The 15797-nt window shown below is 67.7% G+C and carries 17 protein-coding genes, 1 tRNA gene and 1 pseudogene; 1 reads left to right on the plus strand and 18 read right to left on the minus strand.

Annotated features, from left to right (window positions below; translation table 11 throughout):
- Positions 1 to 56: 56 nt before the first annotated feature.
- The 10 genes from QP164_RS08385 to gspK all read right to left on the minus strand — a co-directional run bounded on the left by QP164_RS08385 (position 57) and on the right by gspK (position 8144).
- Positions 57 to 584, minus strand: a complete 528-nt coding sequence (locus QP164_RS08385; protein ID WP_333922848.1) for a DsbE family thiol:disulfide interchange protein — start codon at positions 582 to 584, stop codon at positions 57 to 59.
- A complete protein-coding gene (locus QP164_RS08390) occupies positions 581 to 2494 on the minus strand; it encodes a heme lyase CcmF/NrfE family subunit (protein ID WP_333922849.1) in 1914 nt (637 codons plus the stop codon). Before QP164_RS08390 ends, QP164_RS08385 begins: the two co-directional genes overlap by 4 nt.
- Positions 2491 to 2937 carry a cytochrome c maturation protein CcmE gene (gene ccmE, locus QP164_RS08395; RefSeq protein ID WP_333922850.1) on the minus strand — a complete coding sequence of 149 codons (447 nt, stop codon included), beginning with the start codon at positions 2935 to 2937 and terminating at the stop codon, positions 2491 to 2493. Before ccmE ends, QP164_RS08390 begins: the two co-directional genes overlap by 4 nt.
- 97 nt (positions 2938 to 3034) lie before the next feature.
- A complete protein-coding gene (gene ccmC, locus QP164_RS08400) occupies positions 3035 to 3760 on the minus strand; it encodes a heme ABC transporter permease CcmC (protein ID WP_333922851.1) in 726 nt (241 codons plus the stop codon).
- A gap of 223 nt (positions 3761 to 3983) precedes the next feature.
- On the minus strand, positions 3984 to 5033 hold the full coding sequence (locus QP164_RS08405) for a Leu/Phe/Val dehydrogenase (protein WP_332754271.1): 1050 nt from the start codon (positions 5031 to 5033) through the stop codon (positions 3984 to 3986).
- 111 nt (positions 5034 to 5144) lie between these two features.
- Positions 5145 to 5221 (minus strand) — tRNA-His (locus tag QP164_RS08410).
- Between the two features lie 65 nt (positions 5222 to 5286).
- A complete protein-coding gene (gspN, locus tag QP164_RS08415; protein ID WP_333922852.1) occupies positions 5287 to 6012 on the minus strand; it encodes a type II secretion system protein N in 726 nt (241 codons plus the stop codon).
- The gene (gene gspM / locus QP164_RS08420; protein WP_132740177.1) at positions 6009 to 6485 is read right to left on the minus strand and encodes a type II secretion system protein GspM; all 477 of its coding nucleotides are present in this window, start codon (positions 6483 to 6485) and stop codon (positions 6009 to 6011) included. The genes gspN and gspM overlap by 4 nt, the downstream gene beginning before the upstream one ends.
- Positions 6482 to 7552 carry a type II secretion system protein GspL gene (gene gspL / locus QP164_RS08425; RefSeq protein ID WP_333924214.1) on the minus strand — a complete coding sequence of 357 codons (1071 nt, stop codon included), beginning with the start codon at positions 7550 to 7552 and terminating at the stop codon, positions 6482 to 6484. The genes gspM and gspL overlap by 4 nt, the downstream gene beginning before the upstream one ends.
- 10 nt (positions 7553 to 7562) lie before the next feature.
- Entirely contained in the window at positions 7563 to 8144 is a 582-nt protein-coding gene (gspK, locus tag QP164_RS08430) for a type II secretion system minor pseudopilin GspK (protein ID WP_333922853.1), read from the minus strand.
- Between the two features lie 32 nt (positions 8145 to 8176).
- On the opposite strand from gspK, the gene QP164_RS08435 reads away from it, so the two are divergent.
- Complete coding sequence (locus QP164_RS08435) at positions 8177 to 8395, plus strand: hypothetical protein (protein ID WP_333922854.1); 219 nt, start codon at positions 8177 to 8179, stop codon at positions 8393 to 8395.
- Between the two features lie 179 nt (positions 8396 to 8574).
- On the opposite strand, the gene gspJ is transcribed toward QP164_RS08435, so the two are convergent.
- The 8 genes and pseudogenes from gspJ to gspD all read right to left on the minus strand — a co-directional run bounded on the left by gspJ (position 8575) and on the right by gspD (position 15775).
- Positions 8575 to 9258 (minus strand): type II secretion system minor pseudopilin GspJ, encoded by a 684-nt coding sequence (gspJ, locus tag QP164_RS08440; protein WP_333922855.1) that lies wholly within the window; start codon positions 9256 to 9258, stop codon positions 8575 to 8577.
- On the minus strand, positions 9255 to 9626 hold the full coding sequence (gene gspI / locus QP164_RS08445) for a type II secretion system minor pseudopilin GspI (protein ID WP_333922856.1): 372 nt from the start codon (positions 9624 to 9626) through the stop codon (positions 9255 to 9257). The genes gspJ and gspI overlap by 4 nt, the downstream gene beginning before the upstream one ends.
- Positions 9616 to 10086, minus strand: a complete 471-nt coding sequence (locus tag QP164_RS08450; protein ID WP_333922857.1) for a GspH/FimT family pseudopilin — start codon at positions 10084 to 10086, stop codon at positions 9616 to 9618. Before QP164_RS08450 ends, gspI begins: the two co-directional genes overlap by 11 nt.
- On the minus strand, positions 10061 to 10501 hold the full coding sequence (gspG, locus tag QP164_RS08455) for a type II secretion system major pseudopilin GspG (RefSeq protein WP_332754415.1): 441 nt from the start codon (positions 10499 to 10501) through the stop codon (positions 10061 to 10063). The genes QP164_RS08450 and gspG overlap by 26 nt, the downstream gene beginning before the upstream one ends.
- Positions 10502 to 10524: 23 nt before the next feature.
- Complete coding sequence (locus tag QP164_RS19840; RefSeq protein ID WP_443027483.1) at positions 10525 to 11181, minus strand: type II secretion system F family protein; 657 nt, start codon at positions 11179 to 11181, stop codon at positions 10525 to 10527.
- A 42-nt stretch (positions 11182 to 11223) separates the two neighbouring features.
- A pseudogene (locus tag QP164_RS19845) lies at positions 11224 to 11555 on the minus strand (type II secretion system F family protein); the annotation flags it as partial.
- A 381-nt stretch (positions 11556 to 11936) separates the two neighbouring features.
- A complete protein-coding gene (locus tag QP164_RS08465) occupies positions 11937 to 13424 on the minus strand; it encodes a GspE/PulE family protein (protein WP_165911411.1) in 1488 nt (495 codons plus the stop codon).
- A 170-nt stretch (positions 13425 to 13594) separates the two neighbouring features.
- On the minus strand, positions 13595 to 15775 hold the full coding sequence (gene gspD / locus QP164_RS08470; protein ID WP_333922859.1) for a type II secretion system secretin GspD: 2181 nt from the start codon (positions 15773 to 15775) through the stop codon (positions 13595 to 13597).
- Positions 15776 to 15797 lie beyond the last annotated feature (22 nt).

Here is a 15797-nt window from a genome sequence, read left to right on the forward strand (position 1 = left end):
GAGAAGCCCCTCCCTAACCCCTCCCGCAAGCGGGAGGGGAACTGCGTTGCGCCCGCTCACCGTGCGTCCTTCAAAGCCTGGGCGATCTCCGCCACATTCTCTGGACGGATATCACCAATTATCTGCTTCACGACAATCCCGCGGCCGTCGATCACGAACGTCTCAGGCACCCCCGACGACCCCAGCGCCAACTGCACCTGACTGGCCTTGTCGCTTCCGATTCGCTCGTAGGGATCGCCGTTACGCCGAAGGAACCCCGCAATCGCCGGAGCAGTGTCGCGGATCGCGATCGCGTCTACCGGTACGCCCATCGCCTTCAGCCGCATCAGTTGCGGCGCTTCGGCGATGCAAGGGATGCACCAGCTTGCGAAGACGTTGAGCAACCGCGGCTTGCCCTGCCGGAACGACGCGCTGGTCAGGCCGGGCTTGCCGGGGACCATCGCCGGCAACGCGAAGTCGGGGAGCGGTTTGCCGACCATCGCCGATCGCACCACCTTCTCCGCCGGCCGGAACAGCCCGCTCGCCACCACCGCGAACAGCAGCGCGAAGATCGCCAGCGGCGCCCAAAGTGCGAACCGCTTCATGCCCATTCAGCCCGCATTGCAGTCCGTCGCTCGCGCCGCACCCGGCCGAGCAGCGACAGCATGCCGCCGAGCGCGATCAGCACGCCGCCGAACCAGATCAACGTCACGAACGGCTTCCACCAGAGGCGAAGCTGCCAGCGCCCCTGCCCGTCCGGCTGGCCGAGCACGGTATAGAGCTGGCCGTCGAGCACCGTCAGGATGGCGGATTCATTCGTGCTCGTCGGCGGGTTGGCGAAGAAGCGGAGTTGTGGGCGCAGGATGCTCTCGCTGCCGCCGCGCGTCGCGGTCAGCCGCGCTTCCAGTGCCGACCAATTCTCCCCGATCACCGGCGAGATGCCGTCGAGTGTCACGGTATAAGGTCCGACCCGTGCCGGCTCGCCCGCACGGACCGCGGCCAGCGTTTCCTTGGTAAACGCGCTATCCGACGCCATCCCGGCCAAGCTGACAGCGATGCCGAGATGCGCGAGGACCATGCCGTAGGTGAACAGCGGTGTGCGCTTGAGATTGCGCTTCCACAACGGCGCGACGCTGGCGACGGCGAGCCCTGCGGCGAGCGACAGCCCGGCCCAAGGCAGCACGCCCGGCCAGACGAACAGCAGCGCGAGCGCCGCCACCAGCGTCGCGCCGATCGGCAGCATCACGCGGCGGAGCACCGCCTTCGCATCGTCACGGCGCCAGCGCAGTAGCGGCCCGACTGCCATCACCGCGACCAGCAGCAACGCGATCGGCCCCGCCGCCTTGTTGAAGAACGGCGGCCCCACCGACAGCTGCACGCCGAAGCTCGCCGCGACGATCGGGTAGAGCGTGCCGATCAGGACGATCCCGAGGATCACCGACAACAGCAGGTTGTTCGCGACCAGCCCGCCTTCGCGGCTGACCGGATCGAAGGTCGTGCCCGCGCGAACGGTGCCGATCCGCGCTGCGAACAGCGCCAGCGCTCCGCCGATGTAGATCGCGAGCAACGCGAGGATGAACGCGCCGCGCTCCGGATCGACCGCGAACGCGTGGACGCTGGTCAGGATGCCCGAGCGCACCAGAAAGGTGCCGATCATCGACATCGAGAATGCGACGACCGCCAGCATGATCGTCCAGGCTCGCAGGCCGTCGCGCGTCGCGAGCACGGTCACCGAATGGAGCAGTGCGGTGGCGGCGAGCCACGGCATCAGCGAGGCGTTCTCGACCGGGTCCCAGAACCACCAGCCGCCCCAGCCGAGCTCGTAATACGCCCAGTACGAGCCCGCGGTGATGCCGAGCGTCAGGAATATCCACGCGACCAGAACCCAGGGGCGCATCGCTTTCGCAAACGCCGGCCCGACGTCGCGGGTGACCAGCGCGCCGACCGCGAACGAGAACGCGACCGAGAGGCCGACATAGCCGGTGTAGAGCGTCGGCGGGTGGAACGCCAACCCAGGGTCCTGCAACAGCGGGTTGAGCCCGAGGCCATCGGCCGCTGCGGGATTGAGCCGCGCGAACGGGTTCGAGGAGAACAGCAGGAACGCGTAGAATCCGAGTGCGATCGTCGCCTGCGCACCGAGCGTCGCGGTCAGCGTGCGTTCGGGCAACGAGCGTTCGAAGATCGCCACAGCACCGCCGGCGAGTCCGAGGATCGTCACCCAGAGCAGCATCGAGCCCTCGTGGTTTCCCCAGGCGCCAGCGAACTTGTAGAGCCACGGCTTGGCCGAATGACTGTTCTCGACGACCAGCTTCACCGACATGTCGGAGTCGAGAAAGAGTTCGATCAGCAGCGCCATCGCGAGGAGGGCCAACAGCCCTTGAACAATCGCCACCGGGCGCACCGCTGCCGCAACGTCCTCACGATCGCGCGCGATACCAATCGTCGCCATCACCAGCTGTAACGCCGCCAGCGCGCCAGCGAACCAGAGCGCGGCAAGGCCCGCTTCGGCGATCACGGCTTGGCGTCCGGTTCGAGCGTCTTGGTCTCGTGCATCTTGCCGGCCATCTCCGGCGGCATGTACTTTTCGTCGTGCTTGGCGAGCAGGTTCGACGCGACGAAGCTGCCATTGGGCTGGAACTGGCCTTCGGCGACGACGCCCGATTTCTCGCGGAACAGGTCGGGGACGATCCCTGCGAAGACGACCGGGGTGGTCGCCTGCCCATCGGTGACGACGAAGTGCACGGTGATGCCGTCTGCCGCGCGCCTGACCGAACCGCCCTCGACCATTCCGCCGAGCCGCACAGCACGGCCGAGAGGCAAGCCGTCGCGGTGAACGTCGGAGGGTGCGTAGAAGAATGCGGCCTGGTCCTTGAGGGCCGACAGCGCCAGCAGGCCCGCGACCACTACCGCTCCGAGTGCCAACAACGCGAGCGTCAGACGTTGATGTTTGGCCTTCATTTCTCGGCCCTACGCATCGCCAGATAGCTCAACAATGCGATGATCGCACCGCCGCCCAGCGTCACGACATACGCAGCGGTCACGAACGGCCAGGGATTCATGCCCGGGCCATCCGACGCATGCGGGCTTCGGATTTCGCGACGGCGAGCATCGTCCGCATCCGCATCAGCACGATTCCAGCGAACACGAAGGTGAAGCCGGCCAGCATGATCGGCAGCGGCCACAGGATCGAACCCGCGATCGTCGACTGCGTCAGACCGATGCTCGGCCCCTGGTGCAGCGTATTCCACCACACCACCGAATAGCGGATGATCGGCAGCAGCACCGACCCGGCAATCCCGTACAGCGCCGGCACGCGCCCATCGCCGCCACGATCCGCATCGGCCTTCGCGAGCGCCATATAGCCGAGATAGACGAAGAACAGCAGCAGCATCGAGGTCAGCCGGCCATCCCATTGCCACCACGTTCCCCAGGTCGGCCGCCCCCAGATCGAGCCGGTCATGAGACATAGCGCCGCGAACACCGCACCCGGCAGCGCGATCGCACGCGCCGCGACGCTGGCCAGCGGGTGGCGCCAGACGAGGAACATGATGCTGGAGATCGCGATCCCGCTCCAACCGCCCATGCCGAGCCAGGCGGCGGGGACGTGGATGTAGAGGATGCGGACCGTCTCGCCCTGGAGGTAGTCCGGCGGGGTCTGCGTCAAGCCCGCCCAGCAGCCCAGCACGATCAGCGCGACGCCCGCCCAGAAGAGCGCTGGCGTCAACGGCTTGGCGATCTTCAGGAAGCGCGCGGGATTTGCGAAGGCGTGTAGGGTGGCCACTGCGGACAGCCATTATGGCAACATCGCGAGGCTGTCACCTCGGACTTCGAACCCTCTCCCCATCGGGAAGAGGGAGGCGCCTCCCCGTACGCCGTCATCCTGACGAAAGTCAGGATCCAGGGCCGCAGAGGGCGACGCTTAGTTACTCTGGATCCTGACTTTCGTCAGGATGACGGGAGTAATCGGAGCGCCCGCCCTCAAAACGAGCGAAGGCTGCTTGTATTCAGCGGCCAATCAGGCGCTTCGCGATCGAGTCTGCGACATCCGACGATGGCTCGCCCGAGCGGTCGCTTTCGTCCCAGACCTGGATCAGGCGCTCGGGGATGCGCGCGATGCGTGCCTTCACCTCGGCCTCATCGCCCTGCCCGAGATACTCCAGGCCGACGTTGATGATCCCGCCCGCGTTGATCACATAATCCGGCGCGTACAGGATACCGCGGGCATGCAGGCGCGCGCCGTCCTCACGGACGCTCAGCTGGTTGTTCGCACCGCCGGCGACGACCTTCGCCTTCAGCGCCGCGATCGACATCTCGGTCAGGATCGCGCCGAGCGCGTTCGGGCTGAAGATATCCGCCTCGGTCGTCAGAATCGCTTCTGCAGCGACCGCGGTCGCGCCGAGTTCGCCCGCCAGCTTCTGCGCACGCCCCTCGTCGACGTCCGCCAGCGTCAGCACCGCGCCGTCCTTCGCCAGCAGCCGCGCGAGCCCGCCGCCGACCGAGCCGACGCCCTGGATCGCGACGCGCACGCCCTTCATGTCGGTCGCGCCGAGGCCACGCTGCGCCGCCGCCTTCACGCCGAGATAGATGCCGAGCGCGGTGTACGGCCCGGGATCGCCGCCCGCCGCACCGCTCGCGACCGGCAGGCCCGACACGTAGCGCGTCTGCGTGGCGATCACCTTCATCCGCTCTTCGGACATGCCGACGTCTTCCGCCGTCACATAGCGCCCGCCGAGCGAATCGACCGCGCGGCCGAACGCCTCAAGCTGTGCCGTCGTGATGACGTCGCCGGGCTTGGCCGCGAGGACCACGCCCTTGCCGCCGCCAAGCTCCAGGCCGGCCATCGCATTCTTGAAGCTCATGCCGCGCGACAGGCGCAGCGCGTCGGTCACCGCACGCCCGTTATCGGCATAATGCCAGAACCGCGTGCCGCCAGCCGCCGGCCCGAGCTTGGTCGAGTGCAGCGCAATTACCGCGCGCAGGCCCGATTCGGGATCGGTGAAGGCGTGTACGCCCTCGTGGTCGTCGAAATCGGGAAGGTCCCAAACCGCTGTCATCGCCGGCTCCTGAAGAGGAATAAAATTACCGGGACGCGAAATATTATTTTCCGACCGGTTTTACCAGCCCAAAGCGCCCTCATTGCGGGGGCTTACGAAAATAAGGGAAAATGGGGCGACCGACGGGACTTGAACCCGCAACATCCGGCATCACAAGCCGACGCTCTAACCAATTGAACTACGACCGCCGCGTAGGCATCGCCCCCTAGCGGGGGTCGCCGGGCGGCGTCAACCGTCGACTTGCCAAAAGACGTCAAAAACGTCCTTCAATCGCGAGCCGGTACCCATTCGGACCGCGCACGAAGCCCGCCTGTTCGAGCTTTTGCACCGCCAGCGGGTCGGACGGTCGCAGCGACAATTCGGCGCGGTAGGTGCCCACTCCTTCGATCCTGAGCGCGATGCTCTCGGTCCCGGCTTGGCTCGCCAGCGGTAGCAGCAAGGCGGTTCCGTCGCAGCGTGCGGTGCCACTTACCGACTGCGGCAGCGTGATGCCGCCGACGTCACCCGCCAAGGTTGCGCGGACGCGACCTTCCGCAGCCTCGCACTGGCCGTCGCGGAAGCGGACCGAGACGTCGTCGAGATCGAGCGAGGCAACGGGCACTGGCGCAAACAGCCGCCCCGTCGCGACGGTCGCGGTCATGTGGTCGACCCCGAAGCTATGGCGGCTGACGCTCGCCGATCCGCGCAATGGTCTGGCGGACACCGAATCGGGCCCGGCAAAGGCGATCGTCGCGCGGCCGACCAGCAGCGGCAGCGGCGACAACCGGGCGCGCAGGTCGCCGAGCGCGAGATCGCCGAACCGCGCCTCGGTCAGCGTCGCGCCCCAGATCGTCCCCGACACGCGCCGCGCGACCAGCCCCTCGTCGCCGACCCCGACCCAGCCGAGCACCGCGCGCATCGGCAGGAAGACGATCAGCGCGATCAGCAGCATCCCACCGAACAGCGCGGCGGGTCCGGTGCGCAAACGGATCCGCCTCATGCCGCGCGCGCCTTCAACGTGAGCGCGACGCCGACGGTCTTGTCGCCCTTGTCGGTCATCGCCACCGAATCGACGAGGATACCGAGCCGTTCGAGCCGCGCGAGCCAAGCGGTCAGCGCCGCCGGTCGCGCCGACTGGATACCCACACGCACCCGGTTCGCGCCGTCCTGATCGAGTGACGCGAGCGCGAAGCCGGCTTGGTCAGCCTCGGCGCGGACCGTGTCCGCCAGCGTGCCCGTCAGCGGCCTTGCCCGGTCACGCTGGATATCGCGCAACGTCGCGACCTGCGCGCGCGTTTCGCCCAGCCGCGTTACGGCGCTGGCGTGGCGTTCGCGCGCGCTCGACAACCCGTCACCGATCGGTCGGATGATCAGCGCCCACAGCAAGGTCAGCACCGCGAGCGCGGCCATTACGAGCAATAGGCGACGTTCTCGGAGCGAGCGGCCTTCGAACCACGTCTTCAAGCCGGTCATCGTCCGCTCCCCGGGCTGATCGTGAGTTCACCCGTCACACGACCGGCGGCGGCCTGGAATACGCCCGCGCGGACGGTGAAGCCCGCTGCTTCGAGCGCACGCTTGAGGTCGGTCGCGAGCGCCTCACGTTCGACCGCGACCGACAGTCGCAGGTCGCCGTTCGCCTGGAAATCGAGCCCGGTGACTTCGGTCCCCGGCGTGGCACGGATCGCAGCGAACGCGGCAGCGGTCGTGTTGGTGAAGCCGAGCCCCGGCCCGCGTACGCGCGACAGCCGTTCGTCGAGCTGTCGGCTGGCATCGACCACGGTCTCGCCGCGCGGCAGGCCGGTCACCGCGACCGTGTCGGCCTCAGCCTCCAACGCATCCGCGCCAAAGCTGTACTTGGCGATGCGGACGAGCGAGATCGCGAGCGTCACCGCGAGGATCGTCAGCGACAACAGCGCAAGCCGTCGGATCAGCCCCCAGTCTATCGCGAACCTGCGCCGCCGTGCGAACGGCCCTTGGCGCAGGTCGAGCGGCGGCGACGCGGCGGCGGCAACGATAGCCGCCTCCAGCGTGACGCGGTCGATCGTGGTGGGCGCGGCGCCGCCGGTTACGAGCTCCGTCAGCCGCGCCTCGTCGGCGAAGCCGCTCGACGTACCACGAACGACGCCGCTGCCGGCCAGCTCCGCCCTCGCATAACCCTCGTCGGGGCGCGGAAGGAGCATCGGTGCGGGGATCAGCGCGACCGGATCGACACCCGCCTCGGCGAGCATCAGCAGCCAGTCGCGCATCGTCGCGACGCCGACCACGCCGATCGGGCGATCGCTCGCACCTTCGTCACCGACCGCGACATGCAGTTCGGCAAGCGGCGACGCACTGGCCTCGCTGGCGAGAATACGCGCGGCCGCCGTCGCCTGCGCTGCCGAACGCGACGGCAGTTCCGCCCAGTGCAGCGTCACCGCATCGGCCGGGGCCACCGCAATCGTCTCATCGTCGATCGCGTCGGGGATCCCCTCCCCTCCCCGACCACGCGCGCATCGGCGACGCGCATCCAGCGAAACCCGGTCTCGCCGGCGGGGAGGAATAGCAAAGTCGTCATGATGGCTCGCCCCATTGCCGCGATACGAGCTGCGCGGGAAGTCGGTTCGCGTCGATCAGCGCGCGTTCCTGCATTTGCGTGCGGCCGAGCGTCACGTCGATATCGAGCGTGAACCATTTCGACAGCACCGTCGCCTCGGCGCCAGGCGCAAGGTTGGCCGCCCCCTGCAACGCCGCCGCCTTGGTGATCTCGCCGACATCGGCATAACCCTGCGGCGGACGACGCAGCAGCATCTGCTGCGCGCTGCCGACCGACAGTGTATCGGGATACAGCATCGCGAACAGCGGCGCCTGCTCGGGCGCCAGCGTGTTCACGTTGATCGGCGACGGCTTGGCGATCGGCAGCGTGCAGATCCAGGGCCTGAGCGTGGCGTAGATTTGCGGCGTCATTCCCACGACTGCGCGGAGTTCGCTCGGGTCGGACATGAGCGTGCCGGCGGTACGGTACGGCGTCTCGCGACCGAGATACGCGCCGTCCTCCGCGCCCATAGCCTGCTGGTCCTGATCGCTGTCGATCCAGTCCGCGGTGCCCGATGCGACCTGTTCGGCGACCTGCGTCGGGACGCTCAACAACCGCATCAGCCGGACGAATTGCGGGCGAGATCTCGGGGTTGGTGACATACACGCCGGGCGTGGTCGCTTGCGTGACGAGCGCGTTGAGGTTGAAGCAATTGCCGCCGTCGCGCACGCGGGCGATCGCGAAGCCACCGGGGACCGGCAGGCCGAACGGCGTGTTGCTCCAGTTGCCGGCGAGCGTGACCCGCTTGGGGCTCTGGCCGAGCAGGTTGGAGACGCGGGTCAGCGCCATCGTCTCGGCGGCGAACGCGTAGGCGCGCGCTTGTTCGCCGGTCGCGGCGTTGCCCGCGAGCCGGGTCGACAGGCGCAGTTTCTCCAGTGCCGCGCCTGCCATGACGGCGATGATCGCGACGAGCATCAGCACGGTGAGCAGCGCTGCCCCCGTTCTGGCCCCCGTTCTGGCCCCCGTTCCGACCCGCGTTCCGAACCGCGATCAGGTCCGCGCACCGGGCGTCTCCTTCGACGGCGTACCGGGCGGCGGCGTGGTCGACGGGCCCGTTCCTTCAGCCGGTGTGGGGACATATCCCGTCCCTACGAGGAACATCTGACGAAACTGCGTCCCGTCATCGCGCTGGACGGTAAGTTCCATCGCATCGGGCAATGGCCTGCCGCTCGCGCCATCCCAGCGATCGCTCCACGCCCCAGCGATCCGGTAGCGCAACGCGGCCTGGCGGACGTGGGTGAGCAGTGCGGCGGGGGGCAGTCCCTGCGCACCGTCGATCATCGGGTAGGCGATCCGCTGCAGCGTGCCGGCATCGACGCGGTAGGCGACCTTCTGCGTACTCGGCCGCGCGGCACCGTCGATGTTGCTCCAGCCGGCGCGGACGAGCCGCAGCATCGGCGTGACACCCGACCCGCTCTCGCCGACGAACGCGGGAACGGTGGTGCCGGCTTCGTCGCGCGTCGACCGGTTCGAGGCTTGGGCGAGGTCGGCGGACAGGATCGACATCGTTCGGGTGAGCGCGCTGATATCGTCGAGCTTGGCGCCGGTGCTGCTTTGCGCCTTCACGCTGAACGACAGGATCGCAACGCCGGCAGCGGCGATCATGCCGAAGATCATGAGCGATACCATGACCTCGATCAGTGTGAAGCCGGCTTCTCCGCTTGATCGCGTCATGTCGCCGACCGTGGCGCAGGGCGGACCATCGTCGACCGACCGAGTTGCGTGCCAGTGCGATCGGCGACCGCTACGTCGATGCGCAGGACGCTGGAGCCGCCGAGCGCACTGACCTGCCGGGTCCAGGTCCAGGCTTGGCCGCCGTTCGTCTCGGCGCCGGTGACGCGGCCCGCGGTCGGCGGTTGCGCGCTGGTGACCGCGTCGATCGCGACGTTGCGCGCGACCATCTGCGCGACGAGCGTTTCGTCGAGGATCGACGCGCCGCGGATCGTCGCGCTTTCCAGGCGCACGAGCGCCATCGCCGCGAGGCTGAACACCGCCAGCGCGACCATGATTTCAATGAGGGTAAAGCCGCGCTCAGCCCGCATTGGCTCGCACGCTGCCGTCGGCGTCGATGTGCACGGTTGCCACAACGCCGCCGCGGTCGAGGCGGATCTCCGCGGGGCGATCAACGAGGCCGGTCGGATCGAACGTCACCCGCATGCGACCGCTGGTATCGCCGATGCTGGCCTTGGTCCCGTCGTTCCAGCGTTCGACGCGCATTGGCTTCTCGGCGATCGGTGTCCAGCCACCCGCCATGCGACGGTCGAAGCCATAGCCGCCGCCGGTAACCCAGACGCTGACCGGGCGTGTCTCGACGATCGCAGAATCATGCGCGGCGCGGGCGCGCAACGCGAAGCGCGTCGCTTCGTCGAGCACGCGGCCGCGCGGGTCCGGCATGACAAGCACGGCGACAGCGGATGCGAGTCCGATGATCGTGACGACGACCATCAACTCGACCAGCGTGAAGCCAGCCTCCCGCTTACTGCCAGCTGCCGATATCGGCATCGATCCCCTCGCCGCCTTCCTTGCCGTCCGCCCCGAAGGTCCAGACGTCGGCCTCCCCATGTGCGCCGGGCGAGGCATAGAGATACGGGCGACCCCAGGGATCGTTCGGCAACTTCTTCAGATACCCACCCCGCTGATAGCGCGACGGATCGGTCAGGCCGGCGGGCGCCGTGACGAGCGCGTTGAGGCCCTGCGAGGTGTTGGGGAAGGTCATGTTCTGGAGCTTGTAGAGTTCCAGCCCGCCCTCGATCTGGGCGATGTCGGCCTTCGCCTTCTGGATCCGCGCGGTGTCGCCCGAGGGCAGCACGTTGAGCGCAACGATCGTCGCGAGCAGGCCGATGATGACGATCACCACCATCAGCTCGACCAGGGTAAAGCCTGCCTCGCGGCGCTTCTTTTTGACTTCGGGACGCATACGAAACCTCACGGGGCGAAACCTCATTGTCCGGCCAGCGTGTTAAGCTGGAGGATCGGGAGCAGGATGGATAGCACGATCGTCGCGACGATGCCGCCCATCACGACGATGATCAGCGGTTCGAGCAACGACAGCGCGGTGGCGGTGAAGCGGTCGAACTCGCGTTCGAGATAGTCCGCCGCGCGCTCGAGCATCTCGTCGAGCCGACCTGCTGCCTCACCAGATGCCGCGAGATAGGTCAGCAGCGGGGGAAAGACGCCTGCGCGGCGCATGGCGGCGGAGAGCGAGCCACCGCCGCGGATCGCGTCGACGATCTGGTCGGAGGCCTGGCGGAGGCGGCGATTGTGGATCGTGCTCGCAGTGAGGTTGAGACCATCGAGCAGCGGCAGACGGCTGGCGACCATCGTGCCGAGCGTCCGCGCCATCCTTGCCGCGTGGAGGTCTCGGATCAGGCGGCCGAGTAGCGGGATGCGGAGCAGCCAGCCGTCGAACGCGAGCCGGATCGTCGGATTCTTCAGTGCCTGCCACCCCGCCAGACCGCCGCCCACGACGATCAGCAGCATCACCCACCAATAGCCGACGAGGAACGCGGAGAACGCCATAACCATCCGCGTCAACAGCGGCAATTGCTGGCCGACCGTGTCGAATTGCTCGACGACTTGCGGCACGACGAACATCATCAGCGCGGTAACGACGCCGAACGCGACGAGCGCGAGGATCGACGGATAGGCGAGCGCGGTGATGAGCTTGCCGCGGATTTCGGCCTGGCGCTCGAGCAACGCGGCAAGGCGGTCGAGGATCGTCGGGAGCGAGCCCGAGCTTTCGCCGGCCGACACCATTGCGCGGTACAAGGGCGGAAAGCTTTTGGCTCGCGCGCCATCGCGTCGGCGAGGCGGCGGCCCTCGACGACGCCGGCGTGGACGTGCTGGACTATTGTTCGGACGCTGTCCTGCTCGGTTTGCCGCGTGATCGTGCGGAGCGATTCCTCCAGCGGGGAGACGCGGTTGAGCGTGGCGAGCTGGCGGGTGAAGAGGGTGAGGTTCTTGCCAGACATCTTCGGCGTGCCGAGCTGGAGGCCAAACAACGGGCGGCCTTTGGTTGCCTGCGGGGGGCGCCGGGGGTGATCTTCACGACATAGAATTTACGCGCGTCGAGGGTGGCGCGCGCGACGTCGATGTCGGCCGCGGCGACGTGGCCGCGGCGTTCCGCACCCTTGGTGTCGATCGCGATATAGTCGAAGTCCGCCATCATCCTCCCCTGCAAGGGGAGGGGGACCGCCGCGTAGCGGTGGTGGAGGGGCGTGCCGCGGACGTTCCAGTTGTGGGGATCGTGCGCGCGGTGCCGTGGCGGATGATGTCAGGTGGTGTGCGCGCGGTGCCCCCCTCCACCAGCCTCACTGGTCCCCCTCCCCGTTCCGGGGAGGATTTTCTGGGCGTTACGCATTTTCCACGACTTCGGTGGTGTCGCGGCGGGATACGCGGACGGCTTCTTCGGCCGTGGTCTGGCCGGACAGGACGAGGTCGCGAGCGGACTGGGCGAGGTTCGGAGACTTCGCAAACGCGTGTGCGGTTATCTCGGATTCGTGGCCGTCGGTGTTGATCAGGCGGCGGATGGTGTCGTCGATGCGAACAGCTTCGAACACGCCGATGCGCCCCTTGTAGCCGGTCTGGTTACAGTCTTCGCAGCCTTGCGCGACGTAGACGATCGCCTCGGGGGCGATGCCGAGCAACGGGGCAACCGTGTCCGAGGCTGGCACCGCCTTGCGGCAGGTCGGGCAGAGGCGGCGGACCAGGCGCTGGGCGATCACCGCGCGGAGCGTCGAGGCGAGCAGGAAGCTCTCGACCTTCATGTCGCGCATGCGGGTGATCGCGCCGATCGCGTCGTTGGTGTGGACCGTCGACAACACGAGGTGGCCGGTGAGCGACGCCTGCACCGCGATCTCGGCGGTCTCGCGGTCGCGGATTTCGCCGACCATGACGACATCGGGATCCTGGCGGAGGATCGCGCGCAGGCCCGCGGCAAAGGTCAGGCCGACCTTGGGGTTCACCTGCGTCTGGCCGACGCCGTCGACGGCGTACTCGACCGGGTCCTCGACCGTCAGGATGTTGCGGCTGCCGTCGTTAAGCAGGCGCAGCGCGGCGTAGAGCGAGGTGGTCTTGCCCGAGCCGGTCGGGCCGGTGACGAGGATGATGCCGTTGGGTTCGCTCAGCGCTTCGTTCAGCAACGCGAACAGCGCGGGCGGCAGGCCAAGCGCTTCGAGGTCGATGCCGGCGTTCTCCTTGTCGAGGATACGCAGCACCACGCGTTCGCCCGCCCGCGATGGCAACGTAGAGACACGAACGTCGAGGAGCTTGCCGCCGAGCGTCAGGCCCATGCGGCCGTCCTGCGGCACGCGGCGCTCCGCGATGTCGAGGCGGGCCATCACCTTGATGCGGCTGACGACCACCGGCGCAACGTTGGGCGGCATGCGCAGCGTTTCGCGCAGCACGCCGTCGATCCGCATCCGGACGACGAGGCCGGTCTCATACGGTTCGATGTGGATATCCGACACGCCGTTGCGTGCGGCGTCGGCGATGATGCCGTTGATGAGGCGGATCGCGGGCGCGTCGTCGGCGGTGTCGAGCAGATCCTCCGCGGTCGGCATGTCACCCGCGAGCAGGTCGAGTTCGTCGCCCATCCCCACCGCCGCGAGCGCGTTGGCCTGGCCGTCCATCGCGTAGACGTTCGACAGCAGACGGTCGAACGCGACCTGTTCGACGAAAGTCACGTCGAATGGGCGGGCGAGATAGCGACGGAGTTCGAGCAGGACTTTGGGGTCTGCTCCGGCACGCATCGCGATCGTGAGGTGCGAGTCGGTGTCGGTGTGATCGACGACGACGCCGAACTTTCGGGCGAAGGCGTAGGGGATGGTGATCTGGGGCAGGTCGGTCGATGATAACGCTTCACTGCTCCCCTCCCGCTCGCGGGAGGGGTCGGGGAGGGAATGACATAGCCCTCGATCGCTTCGTCCGTGAGTAAGGCAGCCCCTCCCCGCCCCCTCCCGCAAGCGGGAGGGGGAAGGAAGAGCGTCGATCTCATGGCCTTCGCGGATAATCATTTCTTGGGCCGGACGACCATCGTCGAGGTGCGTACCGGTACCGCGATGCGCGGGTCCTCGATGCTGCCGGGGATCGGGCCGGACGGGATCGGCGGCGCGGCGCCCATATAGTCGCGGACCAGCTGATCAATCGACGGCTCCGCGCCCGGCTCCTGCAAACCCTGTTGCAGGCGGACATACCCATAACGCTGTTCGGTCAGCTTGCGACTGTCCTCCGCGGTGCGCAGGATCGTCGGGCGGATGAAGATCATCAGATTGGTCTTCGATCGCTGTTTCGCCTTCGACGTGAACAGATGGCCGAGCACGGGGATGTCGCCGAGCAGCGGGATCTTCTCGATCGTGCGGCGCTCGTTGTCGTCGAGCAGGCCGCTGATCACCGCGATCTGGCCGTCGTCGACGGTGCGGACGGTCTCGACCTCGCGCTTGTTGAGGATCAGGTCGCTGTTGTCGCTCGATACCGGGCCGGCGATCGAGCTGACCTCCAGGCGCAGGTTCAATTTCACCGTCCCCGACGAGTTTACCTGTGGCCGAACGGTCAGCTCGATGCCGACATTCTGGCGCTGCGTAGTCCGGAACGCGTTGTCGAAATTCGTAGAGAGCGCCTGCCCCGTGGTGATCGGGATCTCCTGGCCGACGAGGCTGTGCGCCTCCTGGTTGTCGAGCGTGACGAGGTGCGGGACCTGGAGCAGATTGGAGGTGGTGTCGCTCTTCACCGCGTTGATGATCGCGCCGAAGAAGGTGCTGCCGATCTTGCCGCCGAACCCGCCGAACCCGCCGGTCGCGGCCAGGATCGACGAGATCGCCGACTGTTGCAGCGTGTTCGCCGCGTCGCTGGTGGTGTTGGTGGTCGTCGTGCTGCCGTCGGTATTGACCGTCGTGGTGCTCGACGTGTTAAGCTGCGTCGCGCCGATCGCGCCGGCGATCTGCAGGATGTTTGGCGCAGAGTTCGAGAAGGTCGAGGCGCCGAACGCGCCGCCGCTGGGATCACCGACGATGAACTGCGCACCGAGCGTGCGCGCGGTCGTGTCAGAGACTTCGGCGACGATCGCCTCGACAAGGACCTGTTCGCGGCGCGTGTCGAGCTGGCGGACGACGTCGTTGAGCTGGCGCTGGATCTCTGCGGGCGCGGCGATGACGATCGCGTTGGCACCGGCGAAACGCGTCACCACCGCAGCGGTCTTGCCGCCGGCGGCGGTGATCGCGGGCTGGCCGGAGCCTGCTGAGCCGCCGGACGTCGGTACCGACTGGTTGACCTGTGGCTGCGAGATGTTCGACTGGCCGCCGGACGCGCCGTTGGTGCTGCTCGATCCGAAGTTGGAGCGGGAAAGCGCGGTTTGGACGGGCTGGGTCGGGGTCTGGCCAACGAGTTCCTGCAACACCGGCAACAGCTGCTCGGCATCCGCGTTTTCGAGGAACACGACTTTGATCTCGGTGCCGTTACGCGCCTTCTGATCAAGGTCGACCGCGACCTGCGCAAGACGGGCGACGGTGGTCGGATCGCCGCGGAGCGCGACCGCATTCGAGCCCTCGACGGCGACGACCGAGGCGCTCGGCCCAGTGGCGGCAGCACCGCCCTGCCCGCCGCCGGTGCCGGTCCCGATCAGGCCCTGGAGTGCGGTCGCGATCTCCTTGGCGCTGGCGTTCTTGAGCGCGACGACGCGGGTGGACGAGGTGTCGGTGTCGATCCGGCGAAGGACTTCGCGGATGCGGCGGATGTTGTCGGCGAAATCGACGACGACGAGGCTGTTGCCCCCGCGGTTCGCGCTGACCGAGCCTTGCGCGCTGACTAGGGGGCGGACGGTTTCGACCGCAGACTGCGCGTCGATCGCGCGGAGGCGAACGATTTCGGTCACGTAGCTGTTGCGCGCGGCCCCGGCGACCCCGATCCGGCTGGGTTGCGACGCGGCGTTGTCGAGCGGTTGGACGCGGAAGGCGCCATTCGAGGTCGGCACTGCGACGAGTCCGTTGGCGCGAAGCGTCGAGAGGAAGACCTCGAAATACTCGGAGCGCGACAGCGGGCGATCGGTCACTACCGTCACCTTGCCGGCGACGCGGTTGTCGATGATGAACGTTCGCCCGGTAACCTTGGCGGCATCGGCGATGAACGCGCGAATATCGGCATCGCGAACGTTCAGCGTAGTCTGCGCATGCGCGCTAGCCACGAGGACCAAGGCCACGACAGGTCCGAGAAGAAGCTTT

The organism is Sphingomonas sp. LR59 (genome assembly GCF_036855945.1).
Classification (GTDB): Bacteria; Pseudomonadota; Alphaproteobacteria; order Sphingomonadales; family Sphingomonadaceae; genus Sphingomonas.

Bases quoted from the DNA above. Each gene is read 5' to 3' on its own strand.
- QP164_RS08385 (WP_333922848.1), bottom strand. From the start codon at position 584: ATGAAGCGGTTCGCACTTTGGGCGCCGCTGGCGATCTTCGCGCTGCTG.
- ccmE (WP_333922850.1), bottom strand. From the start codon at position 2,937: ATGAAGGCCAAACATCAACGTCTGACGCTCGCGTTGTTGGCACTCGGA.
- QP164_RS08405 (WP_332754271.1), bottom strand. From the start codon at position 5,033: ATGACAGCGGTTTGGGACCTTCCCGATTTCGACGACCACGAGGGCGTA.
- gspN (WP_333922852.1), bottom strand. From the start codon at position 6,012: ATGAGGCGGATCCGTTTGCGCACCGGACCCGCCGCGCTGTTCGGTGGG.
- gspM (WP_132740177.1), bottom strand. From the start codon at position 6,485: ATGACCGGCTTGAAGACGTGGTTCGAAGGCCGCTCGCTCCGAGAACGT.
- gspK (WP_333922853.1), bottom strand. From the start codon at position 8,144: ATGCGGTTGTTGAGCGTCCCGACGCAGGTCGCCGAACAGGTCGCATCG.
- gspJ (WP_333922855.1), bottom strand. From the start codon at position 9,258: ATGACGCGATCAAGCGGAGAAGCCGGCTTCACACTGATCGAGGTCATG.
- gspI (WP_333922856.1), bottom strand. From the start codon at position 9,626: ATGCGGGCTGAGCGCGGCTTTACCCTCATTGAAATCATGGTCGCGCTG.
- QP164_RS08450 (WP_333922857.1), bottom strand. From the start codon at position 10,086: ATGCCGATATCGGCAGCTGGCAGTAAGCGGGAGGCTGGCTTCACGCTG.
- gspG (WP_332754415.1), bottom strand. From the start codon at position 10,501: ATGCGTCCCGAAGTCAAAAAGAAGCGCCGCGAGGCAGGCTTTACCCTG.
- QP164_RS19840 (WP_443027483.1), bottom strand. From the start codon at position 11,181: ATGATGTTCGTCGTGCCGCAAGTCGTCGAGCAATTCGACACGGTCGGC.